Annotated in this window: 13 protein-coding genes; 4 read left to right on the forward strand and 9 right to left on the reverse strand. The window is 34.3% G+C overall.

Going from position 1 to position 18,499, the window contains the following annotated elements:
* Positions 1-400: 400 nt before the first annotated feature.
* Both ABTV69_RS11355 and gltB read right to left on the reverse strand, forming a co-directional pair.
* Positions 401-1,855, reverse strand: coding sequence for a glutamate synthase subunit beta (locus tag ABTV69_RS11355; protein WP_281234744.1), 1,455 nt, complete (start codon positions 1,853-1,855; stop codon positions 401-403).
* A 172-nt stretch (positions 1,856-2,027) separates the two neighbouring features.
* Positions 2,028-6,545: a glutamate synthase large subunit gene (gltB, locus tag ABTV69_RS11360; RefSeq protein ID WP_433836416.1), complete on the reverse strand. Its 4,518-nt coding sequence runs from the start codon at positions 6,543-6,545 to the stop codon at positions 2,028-2,030.
* Between the two features lie 415 nt (positions 6,546-6,960).
* Between gltB and sucC the strand changes: the two genes are divergently transcribed.
* Positions 6,961-8,154, forward strand: coding sequence for an ADP-forming succinate--CoA ligase subunit beta (gene sucC, locus ABTV69_RS11365; RefSeq protein ID WP_091131042.1), 1,194 nt, complete (start codon positions 6,961-6,963; stop codon positions 8,152-8,154).
* Positions 8,155-8,564: 410 nt separating this feature from the next.
* Here the strand turns inward: sucC and ABTV69_RS11370 are convergent, their stop codons facing one another.
* Positions 8,565-9,362, reverse strand: a complete 798-nt coding sequence (locus ABTV69_RS11370; RefSeq protein WP_433836418.1) for a DUF5694 domain-containing protein — start codon at positions 9,360-9,362, stop codon at positions 8,565-8,567.
* A 78-nt stretch (positions 9,363-9,440) separates the two neighbouring features.
* Positions 9,441-10,244, reverse strand: coding sequence for a DUF5694 domain-containing protein (locus ABTV69_RS11375; RefSeq protein ID WP_433836420.1), 804 nt, complete (start codon positions 10,242-10,244; stop codon positions 9,441-9,443).
* Positions 10,245-10,464: 220 nt separating this feature from the next.
* Between ABTV69_RS11375 and ABTV69_RS11380 the strand changes: the two genes are divergently transcribed.
* Entirely contained in the window at positions 10,465-11,505 is a 1,041-nt protein-coding gene (locus ABTV69_RS11380) for a sensor histidine kinase (protein ID WP_433836422.1), read from the forward strand.
* 3 nt (positions 11,506-11,508) lie between these two features.
* Positions 11,509-12,222 carry a LytR/AlgR family response regulator transcription factor gene (locus ABTV69_RS11385; RefSeq protein ID WP_433836424.1) on the forward strand — a complete coding sequence of 238 codons (714 nt, stop codon included), beginning with the start codon at positions 11,509-11,511 and terminating at the stop codon, positions 12,220-12,222.
* Positions 12,223-12,455: 233 nt separating this feature from the next.
* On the opposite strand, the gene ABTV69_RS11390 is transcribed toward ABTV69_RS11385, so the two are convergent.
* The 4 genes from ABTV69_RS11390 to ABTV69_RS11405 form a co-directional block, all read right to left on the reverse strand.
* The gene (locus tag ABTV69_RS11390) at positions 12,456-12,923 is read right to left on the reverse strand and encodes a DUF1456 family protein (protein WP_433836426.1); all 468 of its coding nucleotides are present in this window, start codon (positions 12,921-12,923) and stop codon (positions 12,456-12,458) included.
* 108 nt (positions 12,924-13,031) lie between these two features.
* A complete protein-coding gene (locus ABTV69_RS11395; protein WP_433836428.1) occupies positions 13,032-14,060 on the reverse strand; it encodes an aminotransferase class I/II-fold pyridoxal phosphate-dependent enzyme in 1,029 nt (342 codons plus the stop codon).
* 1 nt (position 14,061) lies between these two features.
* Positions 14,062-15,072, reverse strand: a complete 1,011-nt coding sequence (locus tag ABTV69_RS11400; RefSeq protein ID WP_433836430.1) for a dipeptide epimerase — start codon at positions 15,070-15,072, stop codon at positions 14,062-14,064.
* A gap of 29 nt (positions 15,073-15,101) precedes the next feature.
* Positions 15,102-15,899: an alpha/beta hydrolase gene (locus ABTV69_RS11405; RefSeq protein WP_433836432.1), complete on the reverse strand. Its 798-nt coding sequence runs from the start codon at positions 15,897-15,899 to the stop codon at positions 15,102-15,104.
* Positions 15,900-15,956: 57 nt separating this feature from the next.
* On the opposite strand from ABTV69_RS11405, the gene ABTV69_RS11410 reads away from it, so the two are divergent.
* Positions 15,957-16,358 (forward strand): TerB family tellurite resistance protein, encoded by a 402-nt coding sequence (locus ABTV69_RS11410; protein ID WP_433836434.1) that lies wholly within the window; start codon positions 15,957-15,959, stop codon positions 16,356-16,358.
* Here the strand turns inward: ABTV69_RS11410 and uvrB are convergent.
* The gene (gene uvrB, locus ABTV69_RS11415) at positions 16,355-18,346 is read right to left on the reverse strand and encodes an excinuclease ABC subunit UvrB (protein ID WP_433836436.1); all 1,992 of its coding nucleotides are present in this window, start codon (positions 18,344-18,346) and stop codon (positions 16,355-16,357) included. The two genes, ABTV69_RS11410 and uvrB, sit on opposite strands and share 4 nt — an antisense overlap.
* Positions 18,347-18,499 lie beyond the last annotated feature (153 nt).

Below are 18,499 nucleotides of genomic sequence, written 5' to 3' on the forward strand. Positions count from 1 at the left end.
ACAGGTGAAGCAATTCACGAATTATTCTAATTTATATCGGACGTATAAATAATTTTAAACAAATTTTTCGCAATTATTGTAGAACATAGCCCACGGTTTCAACCGTGGGAAACGTATTGTTGCGTATCGTTGAGGATTTGCATTGTGTCCCCACGGTTCAAACTGTGGGCTATGTTTGAAATTGATTGAATAAATAAATTAGTGAAAATTTGTGAATTGCTTCGCCTGTTCGCTATCGCTCGGGAAGTGGCAAACAAAAAAACAAAACCCCTGAATTTCCATTCAGGGGTTTGTCAAATAGTATGTGTTGTGTTTTATAGTTTCAATTTTTAGTTCTCCAGATGTAGCATATAAGAAAAACTTAGAATCTTAGCAACTTAGCATCTTAGAATCTCAAAAATTACAAGCTCGGAAGATCTCCTTTTCCTTTAGTAGGCAAGTTGGTAGATCCCATTAGGAATAAATCTACTTCTCTTGCTGCTTCGCGACCTTCTGAAATAGCCCATACAATTAATGATTGTCCTCTTCTCATATCACCAGCAGTGAAAATGTGAGGAACGTTTGTCTGATAGTTGTGCGCTTTATAGTTGCTTCTCATATCAGTTTCGATACCTAACTGCTCGCTTAATGTTTTCTCTGGACCTGTAAATCCAAGAGCTAATAACGCTAAGTCGCAAGGCCAGATTTTCTCAGAACCTTCTTTTTCGATTAGTTCTGGTCTTTGGCCTGGAGTCATTTTCCACTGTACTTCAACCGTTTTCAATCCTGTTAATTCCCCTTTTTCGTTAGAGATGAATTCTTTCGTATTGATTAACCAGTTTCTGTCACAACCTTCTTCGTGAGAAGAAGATGTTTTTAACTGTAACGGCCAGAAAGGCCAAGGAGTTGTTTCGCTTCTTCCAACTGGAGGTTTTGGTAAAATCTCAAAGTTAGTTACCGATTTCGCTCCGTGTCTGTTAGAAGTTCCAATACAGTCAGAACCTGTATCTCCACCACCAATAACGATTACATCTTTTCCAGTAGCTTTAACTTGATCTGGAATAGATTCTCCGTATAAAACTTTAGTTTGTTGAGTCAAGAAATCCATTGCTTGAACAACACCTTTGCTTTCGATTCCTTTAGTTGGCAAGCTTCTTCTTTCAGTTGCTCCTCCACATAAAACAATAGAATCGAATTGGTTTAGTTCTTCAACGCTGAAGTTTACACCAACGTTAACGTTAGTTTTGAAAGTGATTCCTTCTGCTTCAAGAATCGCTACACGACGGTCGATAATTCCTTTTTCTAATTTGAAATTTGGAATTCCGTAACGTAATAAACCTCCAATTGCGTTGTCTCTTTCGAAAACAGTTACTGTGTGACCCGCTCTGTTTAATTGTTGAGCCGCTGCAAGACCAGCAGGTCCTGAACCAATAACCGCAACCGTTTTTCCTGTTCTAGTTTTTGGAGCTTGTGGTTTGATCCATCCTTCAGCGAAACCTCTTTCTACGATGCTTTTCTCAATGTTTTCGATAGAAACCGGATCTTTGATGATTCCTAATACACATGATTTCTCACATGGAGCAGGGCATAAACGACCTGTAAATTCTGGGAAGTTGTTTGTAGATTGCAAAATCTCTAATGCACTCTGCCATTCTTCCTGATGTACCATGTCGTTGAAATCAGGAATTAAATTTCCTAACGGACATCCGCTGTGGCAAAAAGGAATACCACAGTCCATACATCTTGATCCTTGTTCTTTTAATTTATCTTTTGGTACCGGAATAGTAAATTCGTTGTAGTTGGAAACACGTTCTGCAACTGCTAAATTACTTTCGTCGGCTCTATTATATTCTTTAAATCCGCCTATTTTACCCATGACATTTTTATTAAATGTAAATGATTAAATTCCAATTTTTAAATTCCAAATTCCAATTTTTTTAACCGCAAAGAACGCAATGTCTTTGTTTTGCTTTTTGGAACGTTTTTAAGTTCGCAAAGCTTTGAGGTTAGTATCAATCTAAAATCTAAAATCTGAATTCTACAATCATTTATCCCGCTATTAATTCTTCTATTTGTTTTTCTTCTGCAATTCGTTTTAATGCTTTTTTGTAATCAGTTGGCATTACTTTTACGAAGTGCTGTTGTTCATTGTCCCAGTCTGCTAAAATTCTCTTGGCTAATGGACTGCTTGTGTACAATGAATGGTTTTTGATCAGTTTTCTTAGTTTCGTAACGTCCTCTTCTTCCAACGGATCGAATGCAACCATTTCCATGTTACAAACTGTCGAATCGAATTTCTTGTTTGGATCGTAAATGTAAGCTACACCACCGCTCATACCAGCAGCGAAGTTTCTTCCAGTTTTTCCTAAAACTACCACTGTACCACCTGTCATGTACTCGCATCCGTGATCTCCAATTCCTTCAACAACTGCTGTTGCTCCAGAGTTTCTCACACAGAAACGCTCTCCTGCGATACCATTAATATAAGCCTCTCCGGTAATAGCTCCGTAAAGGGCAACGTTTCCGATAATGATGTTGTCTTCAGGTTTGAAAGTCGCAGTAGGAGGTACTTTTACAATTAGTTTTCCTCCAGAAAGACCTTTTCCTAAGTAATCATTACAGTTTCCGTGAATTTTAAATGACAATCCGTTTGTTGCAAATGCACCAAAACTTTGTCCGGCAGAACCTTCAAAATCAACTAAAATAGTGTCAGCAGGTAATCCTTGTGCGCCATAAATTTTTGAGATTTCGTTACTCAAAATCGCACCTACAGAACGGTCTGTATTTTTGATTTTGAATGTAACTCTCGTTTTCTCTTTTCTATAAATAGATGGAATAGCTTCTTTGATGATATCAAAATCCAATACGTTTTCAAGAGCGTGGTCTTGAGTTGTAGTATTGTGATTTGGAACTGTTTTCGCTTTTTCCGGTTTGTATAGAATAGTCGATAAGTCTAAACCATTAGCTTTATAATGTTTGATCGCTTTGTCTACGTTTAATTTTTGAGACTGACCTACCATTTCTTTTAAAGTTCTGAAACCTAACTGAGCCATGATTTCTCTTAACTCTTCAGCAATGAAATACATGAAGTTGATTACGTGCTCTGGAGTTCCTTTGAAATTCTTTCTCAATTCTGGATCCTGAGTTGCAATACCAACTGGACAAGTATTTAAGTGACAAGCTCTCATCATGATACATCCAGAAGCTACAAGCGGAGCAGTAGCAAATCCGAATTCTTCAGCACCTAATAAAGCGGCGATAGCAACGTCACGTCCTGTTTTCAATTGTCCGTCACATTCTAAAACTACACGGCTTCTTAAGTCGTTCAAGATAAGTGTTTGTTGTGCTTCAGCTAAACCAAGCTCCCATGGAATACCTGTGTGCTGTAATGAAGTTAATGGTGCAGCACCTGTTCCTCCATCATAACCAGAGATTAAGATCACGTCAGCTTTTGCTTTTGCAACACCGGCAGCAATTGTTCCAACTCCAACTTCAGAAACTAGTTTTACGTTGATACGAGCTTCACGGTTTGCATTTTTCAAATCATAAATCAACTGAGATAAATCCTCAATAGAGTAGATGTCGTGGTGAGGCGGAGGTGAAATCAAACCTACATAAGGCGTAGAGTTTCTAGTTTCAGCAATCCAAGGCACTACTTTTTCTCCAGGTAACTGTCCACCTTCTCCAGGTTTTGCTCCCTGAGCCATTTTGATTTGAATTTCTTTAGCGTTTGTCAAATAGTTGATCGAAACACCAAAACGTCCTGAAGCAACTTGTTTGATTGCAGAGTTTCTAGAATCTCCGTTAATTTCTTTCTGGAAACGTTTTGGATCTTCTCCACCTTCTCCAGAGTTACTTTTTCCACCAATTCTGTTCATTGCAATCGCTAAGTTCTCATGCGCTTCTCTAGAGATAGATCCATAAGACATTGCTCCAGTTTTGAATTTCTTAACGATTTCTGTCCAAGGCTCTACTTCATCAATAGAAATTGGATCTAAATTGTTGAATTCAAATAAACCTCTAATAGTCATTAAGTTTGAGCTTTGCTCGTTTACAGCATTAGCATATTCTTTATAGCTTTCTGGGCTGTTTAAACGAACTGCTTGTTGTAATTTAGAAATCGTAGTTGGGTTAAACATGTGTTTTTCACCACCACGTCTCCATCTGTAAATACCTCCGATTTCAAGAGAAAGCAAGTTTGCAATTTTTGAATTTGGGAAAGCTTTTTGGAAACGTTTTTTAACTTCTTTCTCCACTTCCATTAAACCAATTCCTTCGATTCTAGAAGGCGTGTAAGGGAAATATTTAGAGGTAAATGTTTTGTTTAATCCTAAAATCTCGAAAATTTGAGCAGCTCTATATGAATGTAAAGTAGAGATACCAATTTTGTTCATGATTTTTACGATTCCTTTTGCGATAGCTTTGTTGTAGTTTACAACTGCATAATCTGCTTTTACTTTTGTAATGAAACCTTTTTCAACTTGATCGTGAATGATTTCGTTTACCATGTAAGGGTTGATCGCACTTGCGCCATATCCAAACAATAAAGCAAAATGATGCGGTTCGCGTGGTTCAGCAGATTCGATGATGATTCCGAATTTAGAACGAACCTGTAAAATGTTTAATGAGTGGTGAATGTAAGAACAAGCCAATAACATCGGGATTGGAGCTAATTCTTCGCTTACACCTCTATCAGATAAGATAATGATGTTGCATCCTTCTTCAACTGCTTTAAAAGTCGCCTGAACACATTTTTCAAGAGCGCGCTCTAAACCGTTAACTCCTTTTTCTATTTTATATAAAGTAGAAATCGTAGCCGATTTGAAATCTGCGTGATCGATATTTCTAATTTTATCCAAATCCTCATTAGAGATAACTGGATTTTGGATTTTTAATTTTTTACATTGTTTTGATTCGATTTCGAAAATGTTGAAATCTCCTCCAATTGCTAAACTGATATCCGTAATGATTTCTTCACGAATACCATCCAAAGGCGGGTTAGTAACCTGAGCAAACAATTGTTTGAAGTAGTTGTACAACAATTGCGGCTGATCAGATAATACAGCTAATGGTGTATCGTTACCCATAGAACTGATGGCTTCAGCTCCGTCGCTACCCATTGGGTTGATGATTGTTTTTAAATCTTCAATTGTATAACCAAACAAACGTTGTCTTGTTAAGAAATCTAATTTTTCAACAGGAGTAGGGTTGTTAGTATAAGGAACGCTAGCCAAAGGCAACAAGTTTTCGTCAACCCATTGTTTGTAAGGACGTTTTGTAACTATCGCTTTCTTAACTTCCTCGTCTTCGATGATACGACCTTCATTCATATCAACCAAGAACATTTTTCCTGGCTCTAAACGACCGTGTTGGATTACATCTTCTGGATCGATGTCTAATACACCAATTTCAGATGACATAATTACGAATCCGCTATGCGTTAAAGTATAACGAGAAGGACGCAATCCATTTCTATCTAATAAAGCACCAATTACGTTACCATCTGTAAACGGAATAGAAGCTGGACCATCCCAAGGCTCCATGATACAAGCGTTGTACTCATAGAAAGCTCTTTTTTCCTCAGACATGGTTTGGTGTTTTTCCCAAGCTTCAGGAACTACCATCATCATTGCCTCTGGAAGAGAACGGCCTGTCATTAATAAAAGTTCAACCACCATATCCATAGAAGCAGAATCTGATTTTCCTTCTAAGATAATTGGGAATAATTTTTTGATATCATCGCCAAAAACTTTGCTCTGCATAAGCTCTTCACGAGCACGCATACGGCTTACGTTTCCACGAAGTGTGTTGATCTCACCATTGTGACACATGTATCTAAACGGTTGAGCTAAATCCCAAGAAGGGAATGTATTTGTAGAGAAACGTTGGTGTACAAGGGCAAGACGCGTCACCAAGTCTGGATCTTTCAAATCTATATAATAACGGCTGATGTCTTCTGGCATCAATAGACCTTTATATATTATAGTAGTGGTCGATAAACTAGTAAAATAAAACATGTGGCTTTCAGAAGTTTTAGATCCTCTTACGGCATGTTCAGCAATTTTTCTAGCTGCAAAAAGTTTTGCATTAAATTCATTTTCAGTTAAATCCTGTCCATTTTTAGAAACGAAAACTTGTTTAACTGTTGGTTCTTTTTCTGCGGCGATTTCACCTAAATTCTCAACGTCAACTGGCACATCTCTCCAACCTAAAACCTTTAAGTTCTGGTCTTTAATAGTAGCCTCAAATGCATTAATACAAAAAGAAACCTGGTTTTTGCTTTTTGGTAAAAAAACCATTCCTACTGCATACTCACGCGCTTCAGGGATTTCAAAGTCACATACTTTCTTAAAAAAATCATGAGGAATGTCGAATAAAATTCCGGCTCCGTCTCCAGTTCTTCCATCAGAACTAACGGCACCACGATGTTCTAATTTAATTAAGATGTCTAATGCTTTGTGAATAATATCATTTGACTTAATACCATTCAAATTACAAATAAATCCTGCACCACAATTGTCGTGTTCAAATTCAGGCAGATAAAGCCCTTGTTCTTTAACTCTCATTCTTGATATTTTTTTTACAAAAATACAGATTTCGTTAAACATAATGTATTGAAATTATCTATTCGCTTTCATTTTTATAGGAATATTAGAAAAAGGGTTCTTAAATGATAAAATTATCAGATAAAGCATTGCGAATTATCAAAATCATAATTGCGATTAAAATATATTAAGAAAAATCGTCGCTTAGGTATTGATAACAGTGAAGTTTTTGTTAAATCTCAAACGTTTTAGCGATTTTGTGTTAACTTTTTAGATACAATTGTTTAATGATTTTTTTTCTTTCGATTTAAATAGCAGAAGAATCATTTAAGGTGCCGTTATTAATTAAAAAAAGATTTTACTTTTAAGTTGAATTTTGCTACTTTTGTCGCACTTTTATTCTGAAATAAATTCAGAACCAGACAAATTCTATATTATGAACATACACGAATATCAAGGAAAAGAAATTTTAGCGAGTTACGGAGTACGCGTACAACGCGGAATCGTGGCTAATAATGCAGTTGAAGCTGTGGCCGCTGCAAAACAATTAACTGCCGAAACTGGAACAGGATGGCATGTAATTAAAGCACAAATTCACGCAGGTGGTCGTGGAAAAGGTGGTGGAGTTAAGCTGGCAAAAAACTTACAACAAGTTGAAGAGTTAGCAGAACAAATCATCGGAATGCAGTTAATTACGCCTCAGACTCCGCCTGAAGGTAAAAAAGTTAACAAAGTATTAGTAGCTGAAGATGTTTACTATCCTGGTGAAAGCGAAACTTCTGAATTTTATGTTTCTGTTTTATTGAATAGAGGTACAGGACGCAACATGATCATGTATTCTACTGAAGGTGGAATGGATATCGAAGAGGTTGCTGAGCACACTCCACACTTAATCTTTACTGAAGAAATCGATCCTTCTGTAGGTTTACAAGGTTTCCAAGCTAGAAGAATTGCTTTTAACTTAGGACTTTCTGGAAATGCTTTCAAAGAAATGGTGAAATTCATCGATGCACTTTACAATGCTTACATTGGTTCTGATGCTTCTATGTTTGAAATAAACCCTGTATTAAAAACTTCTGATAACAAAATCTTAGCTGTAGATGCTAAAGTTAACATCGACGATAACGCTTTATACAGACAACCTAAATATGCTGAAATGAGAGATATCCGTGAGGAGAATCCAATCGAAGTTGAAGCTAAAGAAGTTGGTTTGAACTATGTTGATCTTGACGGTACTGTAGGATGTATGGTAAACGGAGCTGGTCTTGCTATGGCAACTATGGATTTAATTAAATACGCTGGTTTTGAGCCTGCTAACTTCCTTGATGTAGGAGGAACTGCTGATGCTAAGCGTGTTGAAACAGCTTTCAGAATTATCTTGAAAGATCCAAACGTAAAAGCGATCTTAATTAACATCTTCGGAGGTATTGTTCGTTGTGACCGTGTTGCTCAAGGTGTTGTTGATGCTTACAAAAACATGGGTGACGCTATCAATGTGCCAATTATCGTTCGTTTGCAAGGAACAAATGCTGAAATTGCAAAAGAATTAATTGACAACTCTGGTATGCCAATCTTATCTGCAGTTCAATTCCAAGAAGCTGCTGACCAAGTTAAAGCTGCTCTTTCTTAATTAAAATAAGAAATCAAATTATATAGAAAAACCATTCCGAAAGGAATGGTTTTTTGTTTTTATGCCCAACGTATATTGTAGAGACGCACCGCAGTGCGTCTACATAAAGTCTGGCAAGGAATTACGTGACGTAAGACGCACTGAAGTGCGCCTCTACGGTAAAAAAAGGAAGAAAATCTTTAGCATACATTTTCTCTCGTAGATTGAGCAGATTTTTAAAAATAAAGAAAAAAAATAATCTGCTCAATCAGCAGAATCTGCGAGAGATAAAAAATCGTAGCACACAGAAAAAAATATAGCCACAGATTAAAAAGATTAAAAGGATTTTTAAAATCTGTGTTAATCCGTATAATCTGTGGCTAAAAAACTTTGCGAACCTTGCGTAATTCTTAGTGTGCGGTTAAAAAAAACTATTTCAAAACAGTTGACAATTCCACAATTTCAAATGTTGGATCATGTTCTATAAATTCTCTAATTAATGCAGCATGGCCAGCGCCTACTAAAATCATTATTTTGTTATCTGTACTTTCAGTTAATTTTTGAATTAAAGAGTACATATATAAGTTTCTTTTGTACCAATTTGAAACCAAAGAAGCTCCAGTAAAATCATCTGGATTTCCAGCTCTATTTGCTACTTCTAAATACCATTGGATGTTTTTATTTTCGGTTTCTTTTTTATTGTAATGTAGCATAAGTTCTTGTAACGAACTTTTTGTTATTCTTTCATTGTGATCTTTTTCATTCCTTTTTTTCCACTCACTATTTCTTTTCAATAAATCCTGTTGATTTGCTTTTTCCATTGACATCATTAAACTATCATAAGGAAAAGAAGTATAGAGATTCATTCCGTATAATTTTTTATGATTTAGTTTTTTTGCCGTGCGAAGTGCCAGTTGTGTTATTTCGTTTTTGTTAGTTTTAATAAGACTGTCAGTGTTTTTATTGTAAAACTTATCTAAATCGGCTTGTCCGCTAAATTCCCATTCGACAAATATTTTATCTGGGCCAAAATTTTTGATTTTGTCACTCATTATTTCGAGTTCTTTTTGGCTCTTCTCAGACATGATATTGAAACTGTTTAGTTTTGCAACATCAAGGCCAGGATTGGCGTAATGAAAAGTACCGACCAATAGAATCTGCTTTTTCTTAGTTTGTGCAGATGTCATGTTAAATGTAATAAGAGCTAATAATAAAATGATTTTTTTCATGATTTTTTATTTTTTAGGGATATAATGTATATGATTCTTGTATGTTAAAAAGTACTTGCATATTTCACGGTTAAAATGCTATTGTTTCAAAACAGTTGATAATTCTACAATTTCGAATTCAGGATCATGAGCTAAAAAGTCTCTAATGATTGCAGCATGACCCCCACCAACTAAAACCATTATTTTATTATCTGTGCTTTCTGTTAATTTCTGAATTATAGAATACATATATAAATTTCTTTTATACCAATTTGAAACCAAAGATGCCCCTGTAAAATCGTCTGGGTTTCCAGCTCTGTTGGCTACTTCCAAATACCACTGAATATTTTTATCAAGAGTTTCTTTTTTATTGTTGTAAAGCATAATATTGGTTAAAGATTTTTTGCTAATTTGTTCATTATCATTTTTCTCAAACTCTTTTGTACTCTCAGTATTTCTTTTCATTAAACCCTTCTGATTCGCTTTTTCCATTGACATCATCAAACTGTCGTAAGGAAAACGGGTACGGTAATCAATTCCATACATCTTTTTATGATTCAATTTTTTGGCCGTACGTAATGCTAACTGAGTAATTTCATTAGGATCTTTTTTTAGTAAACTGTCGGTATTTTTATTGTAGAATTTATCTAACTCGGCTTGTTTGTTAAATTTCCATTCTATAAATATTTTATCTGGACCAAATTTTTTGATTTTATCACTCATTATTTCGAGTTCTTTTTGGCTTTTTTCAGACATTACATTAAATGTATTTATTTTAGCAATATCATTTCCTGGATTAGCAAAATGAAAAGTTCCAATTAATAAAATTTGTTTTTTCTTAACTTGTTGAGCAATAGTCGTGTTAAGTGTAATAAAGGCTAATAGTAAAATGATTTTTTGCATGATGGTTTGTTTTTAAATTCATGGCAAATGTATTCTGTCTTTTGAGGGTATTTTTTTGTTTTTGATGAACACAGGATTTCATTTTATAAACAGGTGAAATTTGGAGTATAATAATTTCGTATAACGTTTTTGGCAGTTCATACCTAAAAAAAGGCATTTTAAATAAATACCATTTTCTATTAAAGGCTTAATTGTATTTTTGAATTAATTATCAAAAACTATGAAATCAAGAATCCCTTTTTATTATCACATTGTCTTTTTCTTTTTGTTGTTTCTAACATACATTTTCTGGGACATTGGACTTAATGATCAAAAGATAGAAATTGTAATCAAAGCAATACGTTATGGAATTACGCCAACTCATTTGTTAGCCATATTTTGCATTTATATTCTCAATTTTTACTACTTCTGCGAATGGTTTTTAAACAAGAAGAAATTACTTTTTTATATTCTGACCATCCCAGTTTCGTTATTGCTTTTTGCAGCTGTTCGTTATTTTTTGCAAGAAGTTGTTATGTTTAATATTACCGGAATACACAACTATTATGAAGAAGCTAGAGAAATAGGTTATTACATAAAAGATAATTTTTTCTTCGGATTACCAGCTGTAATTTTAAGTGCTTTGACTTTTTTATTCTGGCAATTTCAGACTGCACAACTTCAAAATCAGGAATTATTATTAGAGAATAAAAAGGCAGAATTTCAAATGTTAAAAGCACAAGTGAGTCCGCATTTTTTATTTAATACTTTGAATTCTTTTTACAGTCAATTGATCCTGAAAGACGATAAAATGGCCGATGATGTTTTGGTACTTTCTGATCTACTTCGTTACGTTATTACAGAAACAGACAAAGAGGAAGCGATACTTTCAAAAGAGATTCAATTCATTCAAAATTATATTCATTTACAAAAGAAAAGATTTGAAGATCAGCTGTTTTTGGACTTTACAATTGAAGGAAATTATTCAAACGAAAAAATCATTTCTTCGGCTTTGATTCATTTTGTTGAGAATGTTTTCAAACATGGAAAATTTAATAATGAAGAAGAAAAAGCCATTATTTCTATTCGAATAAAAGACGATTTTCTGGAAATTTCAACTTTTAATTATTTCATTGAGGGAGAAAATTATTCTTCAACTGGAATTGGTTTTGATAACTTGACGAAAAGATTGGAATACACGTATAAAAACCAATTTATTCTTGAAAAAACAGAAGAAAATAATACCTTTAAAACTTACTTAAAAATACCGCTAAAGAAATAATTTATGGCTTTTAAATGTATAATTGTCGATGACGAACCGCCAGCAACTCGAATATTAGAAAATTATATCGGAAAAGTAAATTTTCTGGAGAAAGTCGGCGTTTTTAATGATTCTTTAAAAGCACTGGAATTTCTAAATAAAGAATCTGTAGATGTTATTTTTCTGGATATTCAAATGCCTCAATTGACAGGTTTACAGATTTCTAAAATTATTTCTAAAGATATAAAAGTCATTTTCACAACTGCTTATCCTGATTTTGCTTTAGAAGGATTTGAGCTAAATGCCGTTGATTATTTATTGAAGCCAATTGCGTTTGAACGTTTTTATCAAGCGGTTTCAAAACTAAACTCTGAACCAAAAATAGAAGTTTCAAACAGCACTAATAATTCTGGACCAGATTTTTTATTTATAAAAACCGACGGAAAAAATAAATTTCAGAAAGTATTTTTGAATGAAATTTTATATGTAGAAAGTTTACAGAATTATGTTTGCATTCATACCATAAAACAGCAGATTATCACACATTCGTCTTTAAAAAATGTAATAGAATCATTGCCAGAAAATGGTTTCATTCAAATACATAAATCGTATATAATTTCATTACAGCACATCGAATCGACAGATAATTTTTCTGTTTTTGTAAATGGAAAAGAATTGCCAATTGGAGCAACTTTTAAAGATGCCTTTTTTGATGAAATTGATCAGAATAAAATATAGTCAAAGTATATCGTAGAGGCGCACTGCAGTGCGTCTACGCAAAGTTTTGACATTGTGGTTACGTTGTGTTAGATGCACTGCAGTGCATCTCTACAATAAAATTGATATAAAAAATATAGCCACAGATTAAAAAGATTAACACAGATTTTTTAAATCCTTATAATCCTTTTAATCTGTGGCTAAAAAATATCTTTGCTCCCGATAGCTATCGGGATTGCAGTTAATTCGCCCAATTAAGATTTTTTCTTATTTCCATTTTTGAAAACCACCTTCTCTACAACAACTGGTTTTCCATTTCCTTTTGGGAATGATTTCTTTTTAGGTTTTCCAGTTGCTGAACCTGATTTTGACGGACTTTGATCGCCTCTGTATTTTTCAGAATCTTTTGGAGTTGCTTTAAATTCAGCTCTTTCTTTAGTGTTTTCTCTTTTTGGAATTTCAGCTTTATGTTTTGCTAAAACATCATTTGGGTTCTTCGGATTTTCTTTAGTTCCTCTCAAATGAATAACTAATCCGTTTAAGAAGTTTCTCAAAACCTGATCGCCACATTCCATGTAGTTTGGATGATCTTCGGCTCTAAAAAAAGCACCCAACTCTGATTTTGAAATTCTAAAATCTACTAATTCTAAAATTTCAACTATTTGGTCATCACGGAGCATTAAAGCCACGCGAAGTTTTTTAAGTATATCGTTATTTGTCATAATTTTTGTTTCAAGTTTTTTTGTTTCAAGTTTCAAGTTTTTCAATCTTTACTTGAAGTTAAAACTATTATTTATTTTTGCAAAGGTAGTTTTTTAAAATGATTAAAATTAAGAATTAAAATCATTTAAAACGCCAACCAATTTATCTAAATCTTCTCTTGTGTGATTTGCCGTTATGACAATTCTATTCAATGGTTCGGCCTCTTTGGTATATTTAAAACTGGCAATAATGATATTTTCTTCTTTTAATTTCAGAACTAATTCTTTTGGCAATAAATAAATTAAAGGATAATATTTACTGAATTTAACGTTCTCATTTTTAATTAAAATCGAATCAATATAACTTAAATTGTCTAGCAATTTTTGATGCTGTATTTTATAAATTTCTGAAGCATCTGAAATCGTTTGTACAAAAGCAGGATTCATTCCCGCAGCGCTGGTAAAAGTTTCTAATTCTTTTAATTCAGAAATAAATTCAGAATCTGAAGCAATTACGCCGCCTGTTAATCCAAACGCTTTTCCGAGGGAAGAAACCAAGATTTTTCTTTTAATTGGAAAATCAATTGATGAATAAATTCCAGAACCAATATCGCCGATAATTCCTAGCGAATGAGATTCATCAATAACCAAAGTGATTTCCTTTTGATTTGAAATCTGATTTAAGAAAGACAAATCAACAGGTTTAGTTTGAAACGAAGGAACTCCATCGGTTAAAATTGTTATTTTTTCTGGTTTAGAATCTAGTAAACGTTCATTCAATTTTTCATTTACAAAAACAGGTAGGCTATTTTCTATCTGAATTGCCGAGTGAATTTCGTTTACATGATAAAAACAATCGGTTTGTTTCTTCAGTTTTTCTAAAACCAATTTTCCAGCCAGCATTCCAGACGAAACTGTTACAGCATCTTCTGAGCCAATATGTTGAGCTAAAAACTTTTCGCCAGAAGTATAAGCACTTAATTTGATATTGGCAGTTCTTGAACTTCCGTAAGTGGTTCCCCATTTCAAAATGTTCTGAACGACTAAATCTTGAAATTTTTGGTTTGTTGGAAGTCCCAAATAGGCAGTCCCGCCAAAATACAAATATTGTTTGTGGTCAATTTCAATAATGCGGTCTGGAAATTTTTCGACTATCATTTTACAGCAATGTAACTCCGGTTCCGTTTAGGTTTGAATAATGAATAATACCATTTTCAATTGTTACTCCTGTTGCAATATCTTCTGCTAATAAAAGCGCGCCGTCCATATCAACATAGTCTAATTGCGGAAGCAAATGCGCAATGGCAGAAATCCCGACAGTAGATTCGGTCATGCAGCCAACCATTGTTCTTAAGCCTAATTTTTTAGCTTCTTCAATCATGCGTTTTCCTGGAGTTAGTCCGCCGCATTTTACCAGTTTCACATTCACGCCATGAAAATGATTGAAGCATTTGGCAACATCTTCTTCGATGATACAGCTTTCGTCAGCAATTACAGGAAGAGCAGAGTGTTTGAATACTTCTTTATGGCCTTCCCAATTATCTGCTTTCATAGGCTGTTCTAGAAACTCAACGCCAAGTTTTTTTAATTCGACTGCATTGTTAATGGTTTCATCAACCGTCCATCCGCAATTGGCATCAATTCTAAAAATGGAGTCAGTATGTTTTCTCAATTCTTTTACAATGGCAATATCTTCCTTAGTTCCTAATTTAATTTTGTAAATAGGCCAAGGCAGTTCTTGCATTTTAAAAACCATTTTTTCAATGGTGTCAATTCCGATTGTATAATCGGTTAACGGATTATGATCGGTTTTGTAATTCCATAATTCGTATAATTTCTTGCCTTTTTTACGAGCATACAAGTCATTGTAAGCCAAATCTAAAGCGCACAACGCAAACATATCGTCTTTTAAATACACATGCATTTTGGACCAAAATACCTCTGGAGTTTCATTTTCTGTATTTTCAATAATCGATCTGATTTTCTCCAAATCAGCAACCATCATCGGAACTGTAATATGATAATACGGATTTGACGTAGCTTCTCCGAAACCAGAGAAACCATCGCTTTGCAATTCTACAATTAATGAAGGCTGTACATCAATAGATTCTCTCGAAATCGTGAAAGTATGCTTTAGTTTGAGATTGTATTCTCTTAAAATAAGTTTCATTTTATTGGGGTGTTTTTTTATTTTTTTAGTTAATAGCCTAGCCATAATAATGCTTCAACAAAATGATCGCGCCATAGTTTTTCATTGTGTTGGCCACCTTTTACAATTTTTTCTTTATCCAAATGAAGACAATAACAGCGTTTGGTATCTAATAAACGTTTCATTTTATTTAAATCGTTTACCATATCGTCACTTTCTTTATCACCGCATAGAAAATAGATTTTGGTCTTGATTTTAGATTGTTTTTCGGTAAAAGCATAAATCTCATTAGAAAACCAAAAAGAGGGCGAAAAAACGCCTGCTTTAGCAAAAACATCAGGATATTTTAAAGCGCCATAATACGAAACCAATCCGCCGAGCGAACTACCGAATAGAATCGTATTTTTAGCTTTTGTTTTGGTTCTGTAATTTTTGTCGATATGTGGTTTTAGCGTTTTTACAATAAACTCTAAATAATGATCTGCATTTCCTCCGCCATATTTTTCGTTTTTGAAAGGAGTCAATTCATCAATGCGTTTTTCGTTTCCGTGTTCGATTCCAACTACGATTACAGGAGCTTTTAAGCTGTCTAATTTCTCGTCGACATTCCATTCGCCAGAATAGGAAGTTTTGGCATCAAACAAATTTTGAGCATCATGCATATAAATAACGCTGTATTTTTTCTTTATGTCTTTGGAATAATTTTCAGGAAGATAAATCCAGATTTTCTTTGTGGTATTGAGTTGTGGCGCTTCAATTGTAAAAGTAGAAACATTTTTTGAAGCTGTATTCTGCGCTTTGCCAATAAATGTAAATAGAAGTAAAACTGCAAAGAAAATCCTCTTCATTATCTGTGTTTTGTATTTTTATTTAAAAGCAATATTTTAGCTAAAAATAAGAAATTGATGAATACGGAAGCAGAAAAAAGAAGTTTACTTTTAGAAATGATTATGTTCGCTACAGTTGACGGACATTTGCACAAACGTGAGCTTGAATTTTTAAGACTCGTAGCTTTAGAATTGAGTATTAGCGAAGAAGAATTTCAGGATTTATTTCATCAGGAACATAAAACCATTCCCATAAAATCAGAAATGCAACGTATCAATCAGTTTTACAGATTGGCTTTATTGATGCATATTGATGGCATTTTGCACGAAAGAGAACATCACGCCATTCAGCAAATTGCTTTAGAAATGGGATTGAATTTGTCGGCGGTAAAACGTGTTTTGGAAATGATGAAAAAAGCGCCAAATACGATGATTAATCCAATTGTATTATTGGAGATTTTTCAGGAACAGCACAATTAAGGAAGCTGTTCCTGTAGTTTTTTAATTTCGTCACGAAGTTTTGCTGCCTGTAAGAAATCTAGTTCTTTAGCTGCTTTTTCCATTGTTTTACGCTTTTCGCGAATCATTTTCTCGAGTTCCGCTTTAGATAAATAAGCTGTTTCTGGCTCAGCTGCAACCGGAATTGGATGTCCTAATTCATATTCCACCAATGGATTTTTGGTAAAGGCACTTTCTATTTTCTTGTTTAAAGGCTGCGGAACAATATTGTTTTCTACGTTATAGTTGATTTGTTTGGTTCTTCTGTAATTGGTTTCATCGATTGTTCTCTGCATGCTTTCGGTAATTTTGTCTGCATACATAATCGCTTTCCCATTAACATTTCTAGCCGCACGACCAATAGTTTGCGTTAACGATTTTCTGTTACGCAGAAATCCTTCTTTATCGGCATCTAAAATAGCAACAAGAGAAACCTCGGGTAAATCTAAACCTTCACGAAGTAAGTTTACTCCAATAAGTACATCAAAAAGTCCTTTTCTTAAATCCTGCATGATTTCGATACGTTCTAAAGTATCCACTTCAGAATGTATGTAACGGCATCGAATGTTTACTTTTGTTAGATATTTTGCCAATTCTTCGGCCATTCTTTTGGTTAAAGTTGTCACTAAAACTCTTTCGTCTAATTCACAGCGAACCTGAATTTCTTCAATCAAATCATCAATCTGATTTAAACTTGGACGAACTTCAATAACAGGATCTAATAATCCCGTCGGACGAATAATCTGCTCGACATAAATACCGTCTGATTTTTGCAATTCGTAATCGGCTGGAGTTGCAGAAACGTAAATCACCTGATTTTGCAATGCTTCAAATTCTTCAAATTTCAAAGGTCGGTTATCCATCGCGGCAGGAAGGCGGAAGCCATATTCAACTAAGTTTTCTTTTCTGCTTCGGTCACCTCCGTACATCGCATGAACTTGCGACACGGTTACGTGGCTTTCGTCTACAACCATTAAATAATCGCTTGGAAAATAATCTAATAAACAGAAAGGTCTTGTACCAGCTTCACGTCCATCTAGGTATCTTGAGTAATTCTCAATTCCAGAACAATATCCTAATTCACGGATCATTTCTAGGTCGAAATTGGTTCTTTCTTCTAGACGTTTTGCCTCAAGATGTTTTCCAATTTCTTTGAAATAATCCACTTGTTTCACCAAATCTTGCTGAATCTGCCAGATTGCGCCTTGTAAAACTTCTGGAGAAGTTACAAACATGTTGGCAGGATAAATGGTTAAACGTTGAAATTTCTCTATTACTTGAGAAGTCTTAGCATCAAATGATTCGATTTCTTCAATTTCATCTCCAAAAAAGTGAATTCTGTACGCATCGTCAGCATAACTCGGATAAACTTCAACCGTATCACCTTTAATTCTGAAAGTCCCTGGATTAAAATCGGCTTCTGTTCGGGCATATAAACTTTGAACTAAACTATGCAATAATTTAGTTCTCGAAATGACTTGGTCTCTTTTAATTTCGATTACATTTTTCTGAAATTCAACAGGGTTTCCAATACCGTAAAGACAAGAAACCGATGCCACAACCAAAACGTCACGTCTTCCTGAAAGTAGAGAAGAAGTGGTGCTTAAACGCATTTTTTCTAGTTCTTCATTGATAGATAAATCTTTTTCAATAAAAACTCCTGTAACAGGCATAAAAGCTTCTGGCTGATAATAGTCGTAATAAGAAACGAAATATTCAACTGCATTATTCGGGAAGAATTGCTTGAATTCGGAATACAATTGCGCAGCCAACGTCTTATTGTGAGCCAAAACCAAAGTTGGCCTTTGCACTTCTTGAATTACGTTGGCAACGGTAAACGTTTTTCCGGAACCTGTAACTCCCAATAATGTTTGGTATTTATCTCCCTCAATCACGCCTTGAGCTAATTTTTCTATGGCTTGGGGCTGATCTCCTTTTGGACTATATTCTGAAGAAACTTGAAATTTCATTTATTTAGGCTGAAAATTTGTTCTGTAAAGATACGAAGTTTGAATGTAAATGAATTGTGTAAAAAAGTTTGCCACGAATTACACGAAGTTTTAACGACACTACAAAATAGATATCAATTAGAATTTGTGAAAGTTCGTGTAAGTAGTGGCTAA

It is taken from the genome of Flavobacterium anhuiense (genome assembly GCF_050990855.1).
Lineage (GTDB): Bacteria > Bacteroidota > Bacteroidia > Flavobacteriales > Flavobacteriaceae > Flavobacterium > Flavobacterium anhuiense_C.